Consider the following 15060-nt stretch of genomic DNA (forward strand, 5'->3'; position numbering starts at 1 on the left):
GATCGTCGCAGTCGGCGGGGTCACTCCCCGATGACAGTCAAACGGAGGAACAGATGGACAGACGACTTGCCGAGGACGCCCGGGCGCTCGCGGCTGGGCGGCTCAGCCGTGCCCAGTTCATCCGCCGCGGGCTCGCCGCGGGCGTGTCCGTGACGGTGCTGGGCAGCGTGCTCGCCGCGTGCGGCGGGGAGTCGGCGAGCGGCGGAGGCGCCGCGACGGACGTCGCGACCGGCACCGCGCCGACGCCGGCCGGCAAGCCGCCCGCGACCCCGACCGGCACGCTCGTGTACGGGAACGCCGAGCCGCCGACCGCCAACTACTGGGACCCGGCCGCCGGCTTCGGCCTCGTCGACGAGCAGGTCGCCTCGCTCGTCCACGACACGCTGCTGGCGCACGACGCGGACGGCAACGTCCACCCGCAGCTGGCCGAGAGAACCGAGCGGATCGACGACCGCACCGTGCGCGTCACGCTGCGCAGCGGCGTCAGATTCCAGGACGGCAGCGAGCTGACGGCCGCCGACGTCGCCGCCACCTTCGACCGCCTCGGCGCGAAGGACTCCAGACTCGCGCAGAGCAACACCGTCTCGCTGCTCAGATGCAAGGTGAGATCGCCGACCTCGCTCGACATCGTCACCGACAAGCCGTTCGGCCCGATGGAGGCCGCGCTCGCGTACGTGAAGATCCTGCCGAAGTCGGACATCGACCACCCGGCCAACTTCAGAAGACGCGCGATGGGCGCCGGCCCGTACAGATTCGTCTCCTACGAGGGCAACACCGTCACGCTCGCCGCCAACGACGACTACTGGGGCGACAAGCCGCACGCCGCCGAGATCAGATTCGAGTACATCGAGGATCTGGAGGCGCGCACCAACGCGCTGCTGACCGGCGACATCCAGATCATGTCGCGCGTCGGCTCCGAGCAGCTCGGGCGCGTCAGAGGCAACGACGACTACTACACGACGAGAACGTCGCCGCCGTCGCAGTTCGCCTCGCTCTACCAGCACAACGGCGTCCTCAGAGACACCGAGATCCGCCAGGCGATCGCGCACGCGGTCGACCGCGAGGCGATCGCCAGAGGCATCCTCAAGGGCATCTTCCCGATCGGCCAGTCGTCGCTGCCGACGACCTCGCCGATGTACGAGGCGCTCGACACGCGCTTCCCGTACGACCCGGAGAAGGCGAGAGCGCTGATCAGAGGGCGCAGAGTCGAGCTGAGAGTCGCGACCGCGACGCTCTTCAGCCACCAGGTCGAGATCGACCAGGCGATCGCGCAGTACCTCGAGGCGGTCGGCATCACGGTCAAGCTGACGAAGCTCGAGGTCGGCGCCTTCCGCACCTCCTACAACCAGTACGACCTGTCGCTCAACACGCTCGGCTCGTTCACCGGCGACCCGGACTTCATCTTCGGCTTCTACGCCGGCGGCACCGGCGAGGCGGTCTTCCACCTCGACGACCCGAGAATCGTCGAGCTGCTCGACGCGCAGCGGCAGGCGGTCGGCGACGCGCGCCCGCCGAAGGTGACCGACATGGCCTCCTACCTGTGGGAGCAGCAGGCGGCGCTCTACCTGGCGGACGAGATCTGGTACTTCATCGTCTCCTCCGACGTGCAGAACTACCAGCGCGCCCCGTTGATCGGCGAGCCGCTGGCGGCGAAGGCCTGGCTGGCGGCGGCGTGATGACCGCGACCGCCGAGATCACCGGCGCGGGCGCGCTCAGCGCGCCCGCGCCGGAGGCGGCGCCCCTGCTGGGGGCGCTGCTGGCGGGCGCCGGGCTGGGGATGCTCGACCCGCTCGCGCGCCGCGGCGCGCATCTGCAGCAGCCGTTCTGGGATCCGCACGCGGCCGCCGAGGCCGCCCGCGGGCTCGACCCGCTCGCGGCGACGGTGCTGCGACTGTGGTGCGGAGGGGAGACGCTCAGCGAGGGGGAGCTGACGGCGACGCTGGACGAGGAGACCGTCGGCGAGCTGCTCGCCGCCGGCCTGGTCGTGCGCGGCGACGACGGCATCGCCGCGCCGTGGCGGATCGCGACCGTGCTGCAGCGCCACCTGCTCGTCACGCCGCCGGCCCACGACGAGGCGTTCGACCTGCGCGCGCCGGTCGCCTACCTCGGGCCGGAGTCGCTCTTCCTCGCCCCGTTCGTCGCCGGCATGCGGCCGGCGGCGCGCGCGCTCGACCTCTGCGCCGGCGCCGGCCTGCAGGCGCTGCTGGCGCCGGCGGCGGAGGTCGTCGCGGTCGAGCTCGATCCGTTCGCGGCGGCGGTCGCGCGCTTCAACGCGATCCTGAACGACCGCCCGCTCGACGTGCGCGAGGGCTCGCTGCTGGCGCCGGTCGCCGGCGAGCGGTTCGACCTCGTCGTCGCCAACCCGCCGTTCCTGCCGGCGCCGGCCGGCGTCGCGCTGCCGCGCTGCGGCGACGGCGGCGTCACCGGCGACGACGTGCTGCGCGAGCTGGTCGCCGGCCTGCCGGGCGTGCTCGCCGAGGGCGGGCGGGCGCTCGTCTACGGCGAGGACCTCGGCCTGCTCGACGAGCCGCACGTCGCGTCGTGGCTGCGCGAGCAGGGCGCCTGGCCCGGTCACGACCTCACGCTGCACGTCACGCACACGCGCTACAACGAGCGCACCGCCCTGCGGCTGACCGAGCTGTGGCGCGCCTGCGGCGCGAGCGAGCAGGAGGCGTGGGACGCCTGGCGCGAGCTGGGCGCGCTGCGGCCGTCGACCCACCACCACAGCTTCCTGATCGAGGTCGGGCCCGGCAGCGGCCGGGTGCTGGTGCGGCGGACGCCGCGGGTGGCGTGATGGGCCGCTACGTCACCAGCCGCCTGCTGCAGGCGCTCTTCATCGTCGTCGCGATCACGCTCGGCGTCTTCCTGATCCTGCGCGTGACCGCAGGCGACCCGGCGCGGGTGCGCGCCCCCGTCTTCTCCAGCCCCGAGGTGATCGAGCAGTACAGAGCCGACTTCGGCACCGATCGCTCGATCCCCGAGCAGCTCGGCTCGTTCGCCGGCGGCGTCGTCAAGGGCGACCTGGGCGAATCGTTCCGCTTCCAGAAGCCGGTCACCGAGCTGATCGGCGAGGCGCTGCCGCGGACGCTCCAGCTGGCGCTGCTGGCGCTGCTGATGTCGGTCTGCATCGCGGTCGTGCTCGGCGTGCTGGCGGCGCGGCATCCGGGCTCGCCATGGGACTGGATGGCGTCGGCGGTCGCCGCCGTCGGCCAGTCGGCGCCGGTCTTCTGGGTCGGCCTGCTGCTCTCCACCTACCTGGCGGTGAAGCTGGGGCTGTTCCCCGCGGGCGGCTACGACGGCTTCAAGAGCCTGATCCTGCCGGCCTTCACGGCCGCGCTGTCGATCGTGCCGACGGAGCTGCGCGTGCTGCGCGAGTCGATGCGCTCGACGCTCAGACAGGAGTACGTGCGCGCCGCGCGCGCGAGCGGCGTGCCGGAGTGGAAGATCACCTTCAAGTACGCGCTGCGCAACGCGTCGCTGCCGCTGCTGACGGTGATCGGCGTCGACGTCGGCTACCTGCTCGGCGGCGTGATCGTCGCCGAGGTCGTCTTCAACTTCCCCGGGATCGGGCAGCTGGCGCTGGTCGCGCTGAACGCCCGCGACTACCCGCTGGTGCAGGGGATCACGATCGTGACCGCGAGCGTCTTCGTGCTCGTCAACCTCGCGATCGACCTGCTCTACACGGTCGTCGACCCGCGCATCCGGCTGGAGGCCGCATGAACGTCCTTGCTGTCGGGGCGCATCCCGACGACATCGAGATCCTCGCGGGCGGGACGCTCGCGCTGTACGCCGCCGCCGGCCACAGGGTGACGATGGCGGTCGTGACCAACGGCAACGTCGGCTCCCCGACGCTCTCGCGCGACGAGATCGCCGCCGTCCGCCGCGCCGAGCAGGAGGCGTCGGCCGCGCTGATCGGCGCCGAGCTGGTGTGGATGGACTTCGACGACGAGTGGCTGTTCGACGACCGTCCGACGCGGACCGCCTTCATCGACGTGATCCGCGCCTGCCAGCCGGACGTCGTCTTCGCGCACGGCCCGACCGACTACCACCCCGACCACCGCATCTCCGGGCAGATCGTCGTCGACGCGCGCATCCCGGCGGCCGTGCGGCTGGTCGAGACCGCGCTGCCGGCGGCGGACAAGATCCCGCACCTGTTCCTGATGGACAACGTCGGCGGGATCGACTTCGCGCCCGAGCTGCACGTCGACGTCACGAGCGTGATGGAGACGAAGGAGCGGATGCTGCGCTGCCACGAGAGCCAGGACACCTGGCTGAGAGCGATCTACGACGGGATGGACTACGTCGCCTTCATGCGCAGACAGGCGGGCGCGCGCGGGGCGGAGGCCGGCGTCACCTGGGCCGAGTCGTTCCGCGAGGTGAAGACCTACCCGCCGACCGGTTCGGCGGCGCTGCTGCCGGGGACGGTCATCCCGGCCGCCTCCGCGGGCGGTGCGCGATGAGCGCGACGACCCCGCTGGCCGCGTCGGGCTCGGCACCCGCGCCCGCGCGCACGCGGGCGAGCGCGCTGAGCAGCCTGCGCGGACGCGGCAACTGGCAGCTGTGGGTCGGCGGCACGGTGCTGGCGCTGATCGCGCTGGCAGCGCTGCTGGCGCCGCTGGTCGCGCCCTACGACCCCAACAGACAGGACCTGACGATGGTCCTGACCTCGCCCGGCGACGTCCACTGGGCCGGCACCGACGGGATCGGCCGCGACCTGCTGTCGCGCCTGATCTACGGCGCGCGCGTCTCGCTCGGCGTCGCCGGCCTCGGCATGGCGCTGTCGATCGCGGTCGGCGTCGGCGCCGGCATGCTCGCCGTCTTCGGCGGCAAATGGTCGGAGCGGATCGTGCTGCGCACGATCGACGTCCAGCTCGCCTTCCCGTACATCCTGCTCGCGGTCGCGATCACCTCCGCGGTCAGACCGAGCTTCGGCGTGCTGGTCGGATTGATGGCGCTCGCCGGCTGGGCCGGCGCGGCGCGCGTCGTGCGCTCCGTCGCGCTGTCCGAGCGCGGCAAGGACTACGTGCGCGCGGCCGAGATGGTCGGCGCCTCGCGCGTGCGGATCGCGCGCAAGTACGTCTTCCCGAGCGTGCTGCCGAGCGTGCTCGTGCTGGCGCCGATGCAGATGTCGGCGATGATCGTCTTCGAGGCGACGCTGTCGTTCCTGGGGATGGGCGTGCGCCCGCCGACGGCGACCTGGGGCGGGATCATGCTCGAAGGCAAGGACTACCTCGCCGACGCCTGGTGGATCACGACGCTGACCGGCCTGGCGATCTTCGTCACCGCGCTGTCGCTGATGCTGATCGGCGACGGCCTGCAGCGGCTGACCGGCCAGCGGATCGACGCGATCGGCGGCACGGTCGAGACGCGGAAGGAGGGCGCGGCATGAGCGCGCTGGAGCAGGATGCCGGCGGCGGCGCCGGCGGCACTGCGGTCGCGGCGCGGCCGCTGCTGAAGGTCGAGGACCTGCGCGTCGAGTTCCCGCGCGGCGGCCGTGCCGCCGCGGCGGTCGACGGCGTCTCGTTCGAGGTCGCGCCCGGCGAATGCCTCGCGCTCGTCGGCGAGAGCGGCTCGGGCAAGTCGATCACCTGCCAGGCGCTGATGCGGCTGGTGCCGGAGCCGGGGCGGATCGCCGCCGGCAGCGTCGAGTTCGACGGCGAGCAGCTGCTGGAGGCGCCCGAGTCGCGGCTGCGGAGAGTGCGCGGCGGCGAGATCGCGATGGTCTTCCAGGACCCGTCCTCGACGCTCAACCCGGTCTTCACCGTCGGCCACCAGCTGGTCGACGTGATCCGCACGCACTGGAAGTGCTCGAAGGCGCGCGCCCGTGCGCGGGCGGAAGAGGTGCTGGGGCAGGTCGGCTTCCCCGACCCGGCCGCGCGGATGAAGTCGTACCCGGGCGAGCTGTCCGGCGGCCTCAAGCAGCGCATCTCGATCGCGCTCGCGCTCGCCTGCGAGCCGAAGCTGGTGATCTGCGACGAGGCGACGACCAACCTCGACGTCTCGATCCAGGCGCAGATCGTCGAGCTGCTGCGGAGACTGAAGAGCGAGCTGGGCTTCTCGATCGTCTTCGTCACGCACGACATCGGGCTGACGCCGCACATCGCCGACCGGATCCTCGTCCTCTACGCCGGCCACGCCGTCGAGGAGGGGCCGGTGCGCGAGGTGCTCGACCGGCCCGGCCACCCCTACACGGTCGGCCTGCTGCACGCCGCTCCCTCGCTCGCGAGCGAGCGCGGCGTCGCGCTGCCGACGATCCCCGGCTCGGTGCCGCCGCTCGGCCAGCTGCCGCCCGGCGCGCCGTTCGCGACCCGCTGCCCGGTGCTCGTCGCCGGCCTCTGCGACGCGACCGAGCCGGGCTGGACCGCGGCCGGGCCCGGCCACCGGGTCGCCTGCCACCGCTTCGAACGCGACGGGACGAGAGGGACGAGATGGGTCGGATGAGCACGACCGCGGAGGCGCCGCGCGGGATCGCCGCGGAGGCGATCGAGAAGCGCTTCGCGGCGCGCGGCCGCGCGCGCAAGCGCGGCGAGGGCGTGCGCGCCGTCGACGACGTCTCGCTGACGGTCGCGCCGGGCGAGATCGTCGGGCTCGTCGGCGAGAGCGGCTGCGGCAAGTCGACGCTGTCGCGGATCCTGATCGGGATCGAGACGCCGAGCGCCGGCCGCGTGCTGCTCGACGGCGAGCCGGTCGACGGCCGCGACGGCTGGCGGCGGCTGCGGCGGCGGGTCCAGTACGTCTTCCAGGACCCGTACGGCTCGCTCTGCCCGACGATGACGATCGGCGAGACGCTGACCGACGCGCTCGCCGTCAACGACCTCGGCGGCTCGACCGCCGGCCGCCGCGAGCTGGCGGGCGAGATGCTCGCGCGCGTCGGCCTCTCCGCCGCCGACCTCGACCGCCGCCCGTCGCAGTTCAGCGGCGGCCAGCGGCAGCGGATCGGCCTGGCGCGCGCGCTGATCCTCGAGCCGGAGGTGATCGTCTGCGATGAGATCGTCTCCGGCCTCGACGTCTCCGTGCAGGCGTCGATCCTCAACCTGCTGCGCGAGCTGCGCCAGCGGCTCGGCGTCGGCCTGCTGTTCATCAGCCACGACCTGCGCGTCGTGCGCTACCTGTGCGACCGCGTCGTCGTGATGTACCTCGGCCGGATCGTCGAGCAGGGCAGCGTCGAGGAGGTCTTCGGCGCGCCCGCGCACCCGTACACCCAAGGGCTGCTGGCCTCCGTCCCGGACCACATGCCCGGCGCGCCCGAGCTGCGCGCCCACGTCGCCGGCGAGCCGGCGACGCTCAGCGGCCGCCCGCAGGGCTGCCCGTTCGCGCCCCGCTGCCCGCAGGCGGCCGAGCGCTGCCGCTCGGTCGACCCGCCGTTCGTCGCGCTCGGCGCCGGCGACCACCGCGCCCGCTGCCTCTTCCCGGAGCCTCCCCGATGAGCGCGCCGGCCCCCTCAACACCACCAGGAAGGACCTCCGTGAGCATCACCGAACCCGCGATCCGTCGCGAGGGAACCGACTCCGGCGTGCGCATCACCGACGTCGAGGCGATCTACCTGCGGCTGCCCGACTTCGACGAGGCGCGCACCGACAGCTCGCGTGACGCGCTCGTGATCCGCGTCTCGACGGACGCCGGCGTCACCGGGTACGGAGAGGTCGATTCCAGCCCGCTGGTCGTGAAGGCGATCGTCGACTCGCCGGCGTCGCACACGATCGCGCGCGGGCTGCGGGAGCTGCTGGTCGGGCGCGACCCGCTCGACGTGCGGCGGCTGTGGCACGACATGTACGAGGCGACGCTGTACGTCGGCCGCTCCGGCGTCGTGATCCACGCGATGGCGGGGATCGACATCGCGTTGTGGGACCTCGCCGGCAAGCTGCTGCGGCAGCCCGTCCACACGCTGCTCGGCGGTGCCCACCGGACCGAGATCCGCGCCTACGCCTCGAACATGTTCCAGTTCACGCCGGAGGCGAACGCGGAGCGCGCGCGGGCCGCCGTCGAGGCCGGCTTCACCGCCGTCAAGTTCGGCTGGGAGCCGTTCGGCAGAGACCCCGCGACCGACGTCGCGCTGATCTCCTCGATCCGCGAGGCGGTCGGCGACGAGGTCGACGTCGCGATCGACGCCGGCCTCGCGTGGGACGCGAAGACCGCGATCCAGCGGATCAAGCTGCTGGAGCAGTTCCGCCCGCTGTGGATCGAGGAGCCGCTGCATCCCGACGACCTGCGCGGCTACCGGCGCGTCGCGGAGGCGGTCGACCTGCCGATCGCGGCCGGCGAGGAAGAGTGCACGCGCGAGGGCTTCCGTCGCCTGATGGACGAGGGCCGCATCGACGTCGTCCAGATCGACGTCACCCGCACCGGCCTGACGCAGGCGATGCTGATCGCCGGCGACGCGCACGAGCGCGGGCTGCCGGTCGCCAACCACACCTTCACGACGGACCTCAACGCCGCCGCCTCGCTGCACTTCCTCGCGGCGATCCCGAACGCGCTGATCTGCGAGTACTGCGTCGAGCCGAGCGAGCTCAGCCGCCACCTCGTCAGCCCCGGGATCCGGATGGTCGACGGCAAGGCGCAGATCCCGCAGGAGGCCGGCCTCGGCGTCGAGCCCGACCCCGAGGTGATGGACCGCTTCCGGTGGCCGATCTGACGCACGACGCGATCGTGCGGCGCGGCGTCGCCGTGCCGATGGCCGACGGGACGGTGCTGCGCGCCGACCTGTGGCTGCCGGCCGGCGGCGGGCGCGTGCCCGCGCTGCTGCAGCGGACCCCGTACGGGCGCGGCGACAGCGGCGCGGCGATCGCCGGCGCCGGGCTGGAGCCGCTGAAGGCGGTCGCGCGCGGCTTCGCGGTCGTGATCCAGGACGTGCGCGGGAGCGGCGGCTCCGAGGGCGCGTTCGAGCCGTTCGCCGCCGAGGGCGACGACGGCGAGGCGACGATCGCCTGGATCGCCGCGCAGGAGTGGAGCGACGGCCGCGTCTGCATGTACGGCGGCTCCTACGTCGGCGCGACGCAGCTGCTGGCGGCGGTCCGTGTGCCCCCGCCGCTGGCAGCCGTCGCGCCGCAGATGACGGCGGCCGAGTACTGGGAGGGCTGGAGCCACCAGGGCGGCGCCTTCCAGCTCGGCTTCGCCGGCTTCTGGGCGCTCGGCTGGCTGGCGCCGGAGGCGCTGGCGCGGCGGCTGGCTTGCGGCGATCCGGCGGCGGCGCAGCTGGCGTCGGCGGATCCGGCGCTGGCGCAGCGGCTGGCGGACGCGGATCCGGCGGCCGCGCGCCGCCTCGCCGACCGCTTCGCCGCGCTCGCCGACGACCCCGACGCGGCGCTCGCGCGCGGGCCGGAGGCGCTGGCGGCCGAGCTGGCCGAGCTGGCGCCGTGGCTCGGCGAGTGGCTGGCGCATCCGACCCGCGACGCGTACTGGCAACGCTGGTCGATCCGCGACCGCTATGCGCGTATGACGACGCCGGCGCTCCATGTCGCCGGCTGGCACGACATCTTCCTCGCGGGCACGCTGGCGAACTTCAGCGGCCTGCGCGCCGGCGCGGCGACCGCGGAGGCGCGCGCGGGCCAGCGGCTGATCGTCGGCCCCTGGACCCACGCCGCCTTCGGCGACACGCTCGGCGAGCGCTTCCTCGGCCGCAGAGCCGCCCGCGCCGCGCTCGACCTCAGCCGCCTCCAGCTCGACTTCTTCGCCGCCGTCCTGCGCGGCGAGCAGCCGCCCGGCGCGCCCGTGCGGCTGTACACCTTCGGCCGCGACGCCTGGCGCGAGGAGCAGGAGTGGCCGCCCGCGGGGATGCGCGTCGAGGCGTGGGGGCTGGAGGCCGGCGGCGGATTCGCGGTGCCCGGCGCGGGCGCTGGCGCGCTGGCCGAGGCCGACGCGCGCGGCGAGGGCGCGGCGCGTGACGCGGGCGAGGCCGCTCCGTCCGTGCTCCACCACGACCCCGCCGACCCGGTCCCCGCGATCGCCGGCGCGACCTTCCTGCCGGGGCAGGACGTCACGCTCCGCTCCGGACCGCGCGACCGGCGTCCGAACCAGGCGCGCGCCGACGTGCTCGTGTTCGAGAGCGCGCCGCTGACGGAGCCCGCCGAGCTGACCGGGCCGCTCGCCGCCGAGCTGCACGTCGCGCTCGACGCGGCCGGCGGGGACCTCTGCGTCGCGCTGTCGGAGCTGCTGCCCGACGGCCGCGCGCTGCACGTCGCCGACGGGATCGCGCGCGTGCGCGCCGGAGAGCCCGGCGCCGACGGCAAGCAGCCCGCGCGCGTGCGCGTCGAGCTGGGCGCGACCAGCGTCGCGCTGCCGGCCGGCCGCCGCCTGCGCGTCGAGGTCGCCGCCTCCTGCTTCCCGCGCTTCGACGTGCACCCGCCGCGCCCCGCGCGGCACCTGCTCTTCCACTCAGCGACGCGACGGTCGCGAGTTCTGCTGCCCTTCATCCCCTGAGAGACTGACCATGCAAGCGATCGTCTACACCGCACCGCTCACGCTCGAGCTGCAGGACGTCCCCGAGCCGGTCGCCGGCGACGGCGAGGTGCTCGTCGAGGTCCGCGCCGTCGGCATCTGCGGCTCCGAGCTGGAGGGCTTCAAGAGCCAGAGCCCGTTCCGCGTGCCGCCGCTGATCATGGGTCACGAGCTGGCCGGCGTCCGCCTCGACACGGGCGAGGCGGTCGCCGTCAACCCGCTGATCTCCTGCGGCCGCTGCGACCTCTGCCTGCGCGGCGAGGCCAACCTCTGCCGCACGCGCGCGCTGCTCGGCGTCCACCGCGCCGGCGGCTTCGCCGAGCGGGTCGCGGTGCCCGAGCGCTGCCTCCACCCGGCCGGCGACCTGTCGCCCGAGCGGGCCGCGCTCGCGGAGCCGCTCGCGAACGCCTTCCACGCGCTGCGGCTCGCCCAGCGCCACGACCCGCAACCGCAGCGGGTCGGCGTGATCGGCGCCGGCACGCTCGGGCTCGCGAGCGCGCTCGTCGCCAAGCACCTCGGCGTGCCCGAGGTGATCGTCTGCGACCTGTCGGACGATCGGCTCGCGACCGCCGCACGCGCCGGCATCACGGCCGAGCGCGAGCTGACGGGCGAGTTCGACGTCGTCGTCGACGCGGTCGGCAGCGCCGGCACGCGGCGGATCGCGGCCGAGCGCCTGCGGCCCGGCGGCAGCGCGGTCTGGATCGGCCTGCACGAGCCCGACGCCGGCTTCGACGGCCTCGCGCTCGTGCGCGCCGAGCAGCGCGTGCTCGGTACCTTCGCCTACGTCGACCGCGATTTCCGCGCCGCGCTCGCGCTGCTGCCGTCGCTGCCGACCGAGTGGGTCACGAGCGTGCCGCTGCGCGAGGGCGTCGAGGCCTTCATGGAGCTGGTCGACGGCCCTGGCGCCGCGGCCAAGACGCTGCTGGTCGTCTAGCGCGCGACGCGACGAGGGCGGCGCGGCCCGCGTCAGAAGGCCGCCACGCCCCGCCGCAGCTCGCGCGAGCTGGCGAGCTCCCGCAGCCCGCGCGAGACGCGCGCGCGGGCGACCTCTCTGGAGACGCCGAGCAGCGCCGCGATCTCGTCGTAGTCGCGCTCCTCCAGCACGCGCATGCGGATCGCGACCTGCTGCGCCGGCGCGAGCGCGGTCAGCGCCTCGCGCAGCTCGTCGCGCAGCGCGGCGACGGTCGCGAGCTGCTCGACGCGCGCGAGCCGCTCGTCGACGCTGTCGGTGCTGAAGGCGCGCAGGCGCAGGTCGGCGGCGCGCGTCAGCTCGCGCTCGCGCCAGTGCGCGTTGAGCATGTTGCGGGCGATCGCCCACAGCCATGCCGCCGCCTCCAGCTCGCTGTCGCCGCGGAATCCGTGACGCTTCTCGAACGCCTTCGCGAACGTCTCCGCCGTCAGCTCGCGGGCGAGATGGCCGTCGCGCGTCTGGCGCAGGAACCAGCGCCGCAGCTTCGGCTCCAGCGCGCCGTAGACCTCCGCGAAGGCGGCGGCGTCGTCGCGCGAGCGGGCGAGCGGGGAGCGGGGCGGCCGCAGCGCGCGCGTCGCCGTCACAGCTCGGCCGCTCCCGCATCTACGTCGGTGGGGCGCCGATGAACGAGCGGGGGACGATGACCGGCAGCGAGATCGCAGGGGAGCAGGGGGCGCGGGCGCTGCGTGTCGGCATGCTCGATCACGACACCGCGTTCGTGCGCGCGGTCGCCGAGCGCGCCCATCGGCGCGGCTGGGAGTGCCACGTGCTCGTGCGCCCGGTGCCGCGCGCGCGGCTGGCGCAGCTGCGCCTCGACGCGCTCGTGATCGACCCGGTCGGCGTGCGCCCCGATCCGCTGCCGTGGGTCGCGCGGGTCGCCAGCGACCTGCCGCAGCTGATGATCGTCGCCTGCGCCGGCGCCTCGACGATGGCCGAGCGCGTCCACGCGCTGGAGCTGGGCGTGCACGACTGGCTCGCCAAGCCGCGCCATCCCGAGGAGCTGATTGCGCACGTCGAGAGCGCCGTCCGCCGCCGCGAGCGGTCCGAGGCGCCGGCCGACGAGGCGCCGATCCGCGCCGGCGAGCTGGAGATCGACCCGCGCGCCCAGCGCGTGCTGGCGCGCGGCGCCGACGCCGGCCTGACGGCGCGCGAGTTCAGCGTCGTCCACGCGCTCGCGCGGGCCGGCGGCCAGGTGCTCGCGCGCGAGGACGTCTACACGCGCGTGTGGGGCTACGCGATGGTCGCGGGCGACCGCTCGGTCGACGTCTACGTGCGCAAGGTCCGCGGCAAGCTCGCGCGCGTCTCGCCCGGCTGGGCGTACGTCCACACCCAGCTGCGTGTCGGCTACCGCTTTCACGCCGAGCGGACGGAGGTCGACGCGGCCGCGAACAGCGGCTCGGCCACCCGCGGCGAGAAGCGGTAGCCGACGCCGGAGAGCGTGTGGATGTAACGCCAGCCGGGCGAGACCCGTTCGAGCTTCAGCCGCACGCGGCTGACGAAGACGTCGACGATGCGGTCGCCGCGCGCCATCGTCCCGCCCCACAGGGCGGCGTAGATGCGCTCGCGCGTCAACACCTCGCTCTGGTTGCGGGCGAGCAGCTCCAGCAGCTCGTACTCGCGCGTCGTCAGGCCGGCGGGCTCGTCGCCGGCGTAGGCCTGCCAGCGGTCGCTGCGGATCGCGAGGTCGCCGGCGTGGACGACGTCGCCGGCGGGCGTCGTCGCGGCGGTCGCGGTCGCGCCGCCGCGCTCGCCGCCGCGGACGATCGCGGCGACGCGCGCGAGCAGCTCGTGCGGGTGGCAGGGCAGCTCGATCCAGCCGTCGACGCCGGAGCGCAGCGCGCGCACGCGCTCACGCGGCTCGGCGCGCGGGGCGCAGACGATCAGCGCCGCGTCGGCGGCGCGCGCGGCGCGGCAGGCGCGGGTGACGAGGGCGTCGTCGGCGCGCTGGGCGGCCGCGGCTGGGGCGGCGTCGCCGGACGCGGCGGCGTCTGCTGCCGGGGCGGGCGCGGTGGCGTCGGCTGGCGGGGCAGGCGCGGTGGCGTGGGCTGGCGGGCCGGACGCGGCGGCGTCTGCTGGCGGGGCGGGGGCGGTGGCGTCGGCGAGGACGGCGTCGAGTGGGGAGGACGGGCGTGGCGGCGCGCCGGCGGGCAGCGCGACGAGCGTCCAGCCGCGCCCGCGGGCGGCCGCGCCGAGCGCGGCGACGAGCTGGCGGCCGTCGTCGGCGGCGACGACGGCGATCCGGAGTGCGCGCGCCGGCCGCGCGGCGAGCACGAGCGCGCCAGGCAGCTCTGGTCTCGGCGCGGGTGCCGGAATGCGATCGAGCGTCTGCGACATGGGCCTCTGTCGTGAGCGGTTTGACGGCCCGGCGGGCAATACTTCGCAAACCCGACCGGATTTGTAATGTTTACACCATCCCGCGGCGCCCAGGGCCGGTCGAACGGCAAATCGGGGCGATGTAACAGCGGTGTGAAACTCTTTTCCGGCGCGACTTGCGACCGTAGCCTGGGCGGTCCTCGCCGATGCGCCGCTCTCTCCACCTCAGCATGCGCGCGGCCGTCTGCGCGTGCGCGGCGTGCCTCGTGTTCACGCCGCCCGCGGGCGCGACGATCGAGCCCGGCGCGGTCCTCGACGGGCCGGCCGCCGGCATCCTCGACGTCGGCGGCGCCGCGCTCGCCGCCGACGGCAGCGGCGGCGTCGTCTATCGCAAGCTGGTCGACGGCCAGCCGCACGTCTTCGTCGCGCGCTTCGCCCGCGGCCGCTGGCAGGCGCCGGTCCGCGCCGACGCCGGCCAGCTCGGCCCGGCGACCGCGCCCGTGCTCGCCGCCGGCCGCGGCGGCCGCCTGATCGCCGCCTGGGTGCAGCCGTGGACCTCGGTCGCAGCGCGGCCGGGCGCGGCCGCGACGCTGCGGCGGCGGCTCGTCGCGGCGGTGTTGCAGCCGGGCGCGAGCGGCTTCGGCGAGCCGCAGCCGATCGACGACGTCGGCGACGGCGCGGTGGCCGATCCGTCGCTGGCGATCGCGCCGAGCGGCGCGGCGCTGGTCGTCTACCGCGTCGTGACCGACCCGCTCACGCCCGGTCTGGTGACGACGACCCGCACGCCGATGCGAACCGGCGACGCGCTCGTCGACGTCCGCATCGCCCGCTTCAACGGCGTCGCCTGGTCGTCGCTCGGCGCGGTCAACCGCGCGCCGAGACAGGTGACGATGCGCCGCCCGACGGCCGCGAACACGCCCGCGCTCGCCGTCGGCGCGGGGGATGCGGCGGCGGTCGCCTGGCAGGAGCCCGACGCCGACGGCGTCGCGCGGATCTGGGCGCGGCGGGTCTTCAGCTCCGGCTTCGGCGCCGCCTCCCAGCTGAGCCCGTCGTCGCTCGGCGCCGAGCGCGTGACCGCCGACGCCGACGCCCCCGCGCTCGCCGTCGCCGGCAACGCGCAGGCGGTCGCGGCATTCCGCGTCGGGGGAGCCGGCGGCGGGATCTTCGCCAACCAGCTCGCGGCGGGCGACACGGGCGCCAGCAGCGATGCGGGCGCGGGCGGTTCCGGGGCGGGCGCGGGCGGTTCCGGGGCGGGCGCGGGCGGTGGCGCGGGCTCCGGCTCGGGCGCCGGCGCCGTCGTCGGGTGGCGGCCGGCGGCGCGGCTTGCGACGGCGGCGCTCGCC

Annotated in this window: 13 protein-coding genes and 1 pseudogene; 12 read left to right on the forward strand and 2 right to left on the reverse strand. The window is 75.0% G+C overall.

Translation table 11 applies throughout. The features are described 5' to 3' along the window. The first annotated feature begins 53 nt into the window (after window positions 1-53). Genes Q7L73_RS23905 through Q7L73_RS23950 form a run of 10 tightly spaced genes read left to right on the forward strand, consistent with a single transcriptional unit; the run spans window position 54 to window position 11368 of the window. The gene (locus Q7L73_RS23905; protein WP_304693076.1) at window positions 54-1676 is read left to right on the forward strand and encodes an ABC transporter substrate-binding protein; all 1623 of its coding nucleotides are present in this window, start codon (window positions 54-56) and stop codon (window positions 1674-1676) included. Further along, window positions 1676-2794 (forward strand): methyltransferase, encoded by a 1119-nt coding sequence (locus Q7L73_RS23910; protein WP_304693078.1) that lies wholly within the window; start codon window positions 1676-1678, stop codon window positions 2792-2794. The genes Q7L73_RS23905 and Q7L73_RS23910 overlap by 1 nt, the downstream gene beginning before the upstream one ends. Then, the gene (locus Q7L73_RS23915) at window positions 2794-3720 is read left to right on the forward strand and encodes an ABC transporter permease (protein ID WP_304693080.1); all 927 of its coding nucleotides are present in this window, start codon (window positions 2794-2796) and stop codon (window positions 3718-3720) included. Before Q7L73_RS23910 ends, Q7L73_RS23915 begins: the two co-directional genes overlap by 1 nt. After that, window positions 3717-4460 (forward strand): PIG-L deacetylase family protein, encoded by a 744-nt coding sequence (locus Q7L73_RS23920; protein WP_304693082.1) that lies wholly within the window; start codon window positions 3717-3719, stop codon window positions 4458-4460. The genes Q7L73_RS23915 and Q7L73_RS23920 overlap by 4 nt, the downstream gene beginning before the upstream one ends. Continuing rightward, a complete protein-coding gene (locus tag Q7L73_RS23925; protein WP_304693084.1) occupies window positions 4457-5389 on the forward strand; it encodes an ABC transporter permease in 933 nt (310 codons plus the stop codon). Before Q7L73_RS23920 ends, Q7L73_RS23925 begins: the two co-directional genes overlap by 4 nt. Further along, the gene (locus Q7L73_RS23930; RefSeq protein WP_304693086.1) at window positions 5386-6441 is read left to right on the forward strand and encodes an ABC transporter ATP-binding protein; all 1056 of its coding nucleotides are present in this window, start codon (window positions 5386-5388) and stop codon (window positions 6439-6441) included. Before Q7L73_RS23925 ends, Q7L73_RS23930 begins: the two co-directional genes overlap by 4 nt. Beyond that, a complete protein-coding gene (locus tag Q7L73_RS23935) occupies window positions 6438-7427 on the forward strand; it encodes an ABC transporter ATP-binding protein (protein WP_304693088.1) in 990 nt (329 codons plus the stop codon). Before Q7L73_RS23930 ends, Q7L73_RS23935 begins: the two co-directional genes overlap by 4 nt. Before the next feature lie 38 nt (window positions 7428-7465). Continuing rightward, window positions 7466-8632, forward strand: a complete 1167-nt coding sequence (locus tag Q7L73_RS23940) for a mandelate racemase/muconate lactonizing enzyme family protein (RefSeq protein ID WP_304693090.1) — start codon at window positions 7466-7468, stop codon at window positions 8630-8632. After that, window positions 8620-10416, forward strand: a complete 1797-nt coding sequence (locus Q7L73_RS23945; protein ID WP_304693092.1) for a CocE/NonD family hydrolase — start codon at window positions 8620-8622, stop codon at window positions 10414-10416. Before Q7L73_RS23940 ends, Q7L73_RS23945 begins: the two co-directional genes overlap by 13 nt. Window positions 10417-10426: 10 nt before the next feature. Then, entirely contained in the window at window positions 10427-11368 is a 942-nt protein-coding gene (locus Q7L73_RS23950; protein WP_304693094.1) for a zinc-binding dehydrogenase, read from the forward strand. A gap of 32 nt (window positions 11369-11400) precedes the next feature. On the opposite strand, the gene Q7L73_RS23955 is transcribed toward Q7L73_RS23950, so the two are convergent. Further along, on the reverse strand, window positions 11401-11988 hold the full coding sequence (locus tag Q7L73_RS23955; RefSeq protein ID WP_304693096.1) for an RNA polymerase sigma factor: 588 nt from the start codon (window positions 11986-11988) through the stop codon (window positions 11401-11403). 38 nt (window positions 11989-12026) lie between these two features. Here Q7L73_RS23955 and Q7L73_RS23960 point away from each other — a divergent pair, with 38 nt between their 5' ends. Beyond that, window positions 12027-12827, forward strand: a complete 801-nt coding sequence (locus tag Q7L73_RS23960; protein ID WP_304693098.1) for a response regulator transcription factor — start codon at window positions 12027-12029, stop codon at window positions 12825-12827. Here Q7L73_RS23960 and Q7L73_RS23965 read toward each other — a convergent pair. After that, window positions 12758-13738 (reverse strand): response regulator transcription factor, encoded by a 981-nt coding sequence (locus tag Q7L73_RS23965; RefSeq protein ID WP_304693100.1) that lies wholly within the window; start codon window positions 13736-13738, stop codon window positions 12758-12760. The genes Q7L73_RS23960 and Q7L73_RS23965 overlap by 70 nt on opposite strands. A 245-nt stretch (window positions 13739-13983) precedes the next feature. Between Q7L73_RS23965 and Q7L73_RS23970 the strand changes: the two are divergent. After that, window positions 13984-15060, forward strand: a pseudogene (locus Q7L73_RS23970) (hypothetical protein); the annotation flags it as partial.

This window comes from Conexibacter sp. CPCC 205762 (assembly GCF_030646155.1).
Taxonomy (GTDB): domain Bacteria; phylum Actinomycetota; class Thermoleophilia; order Solirubrobacterales; family Solirubrobacteraceae; genus Conexibacter.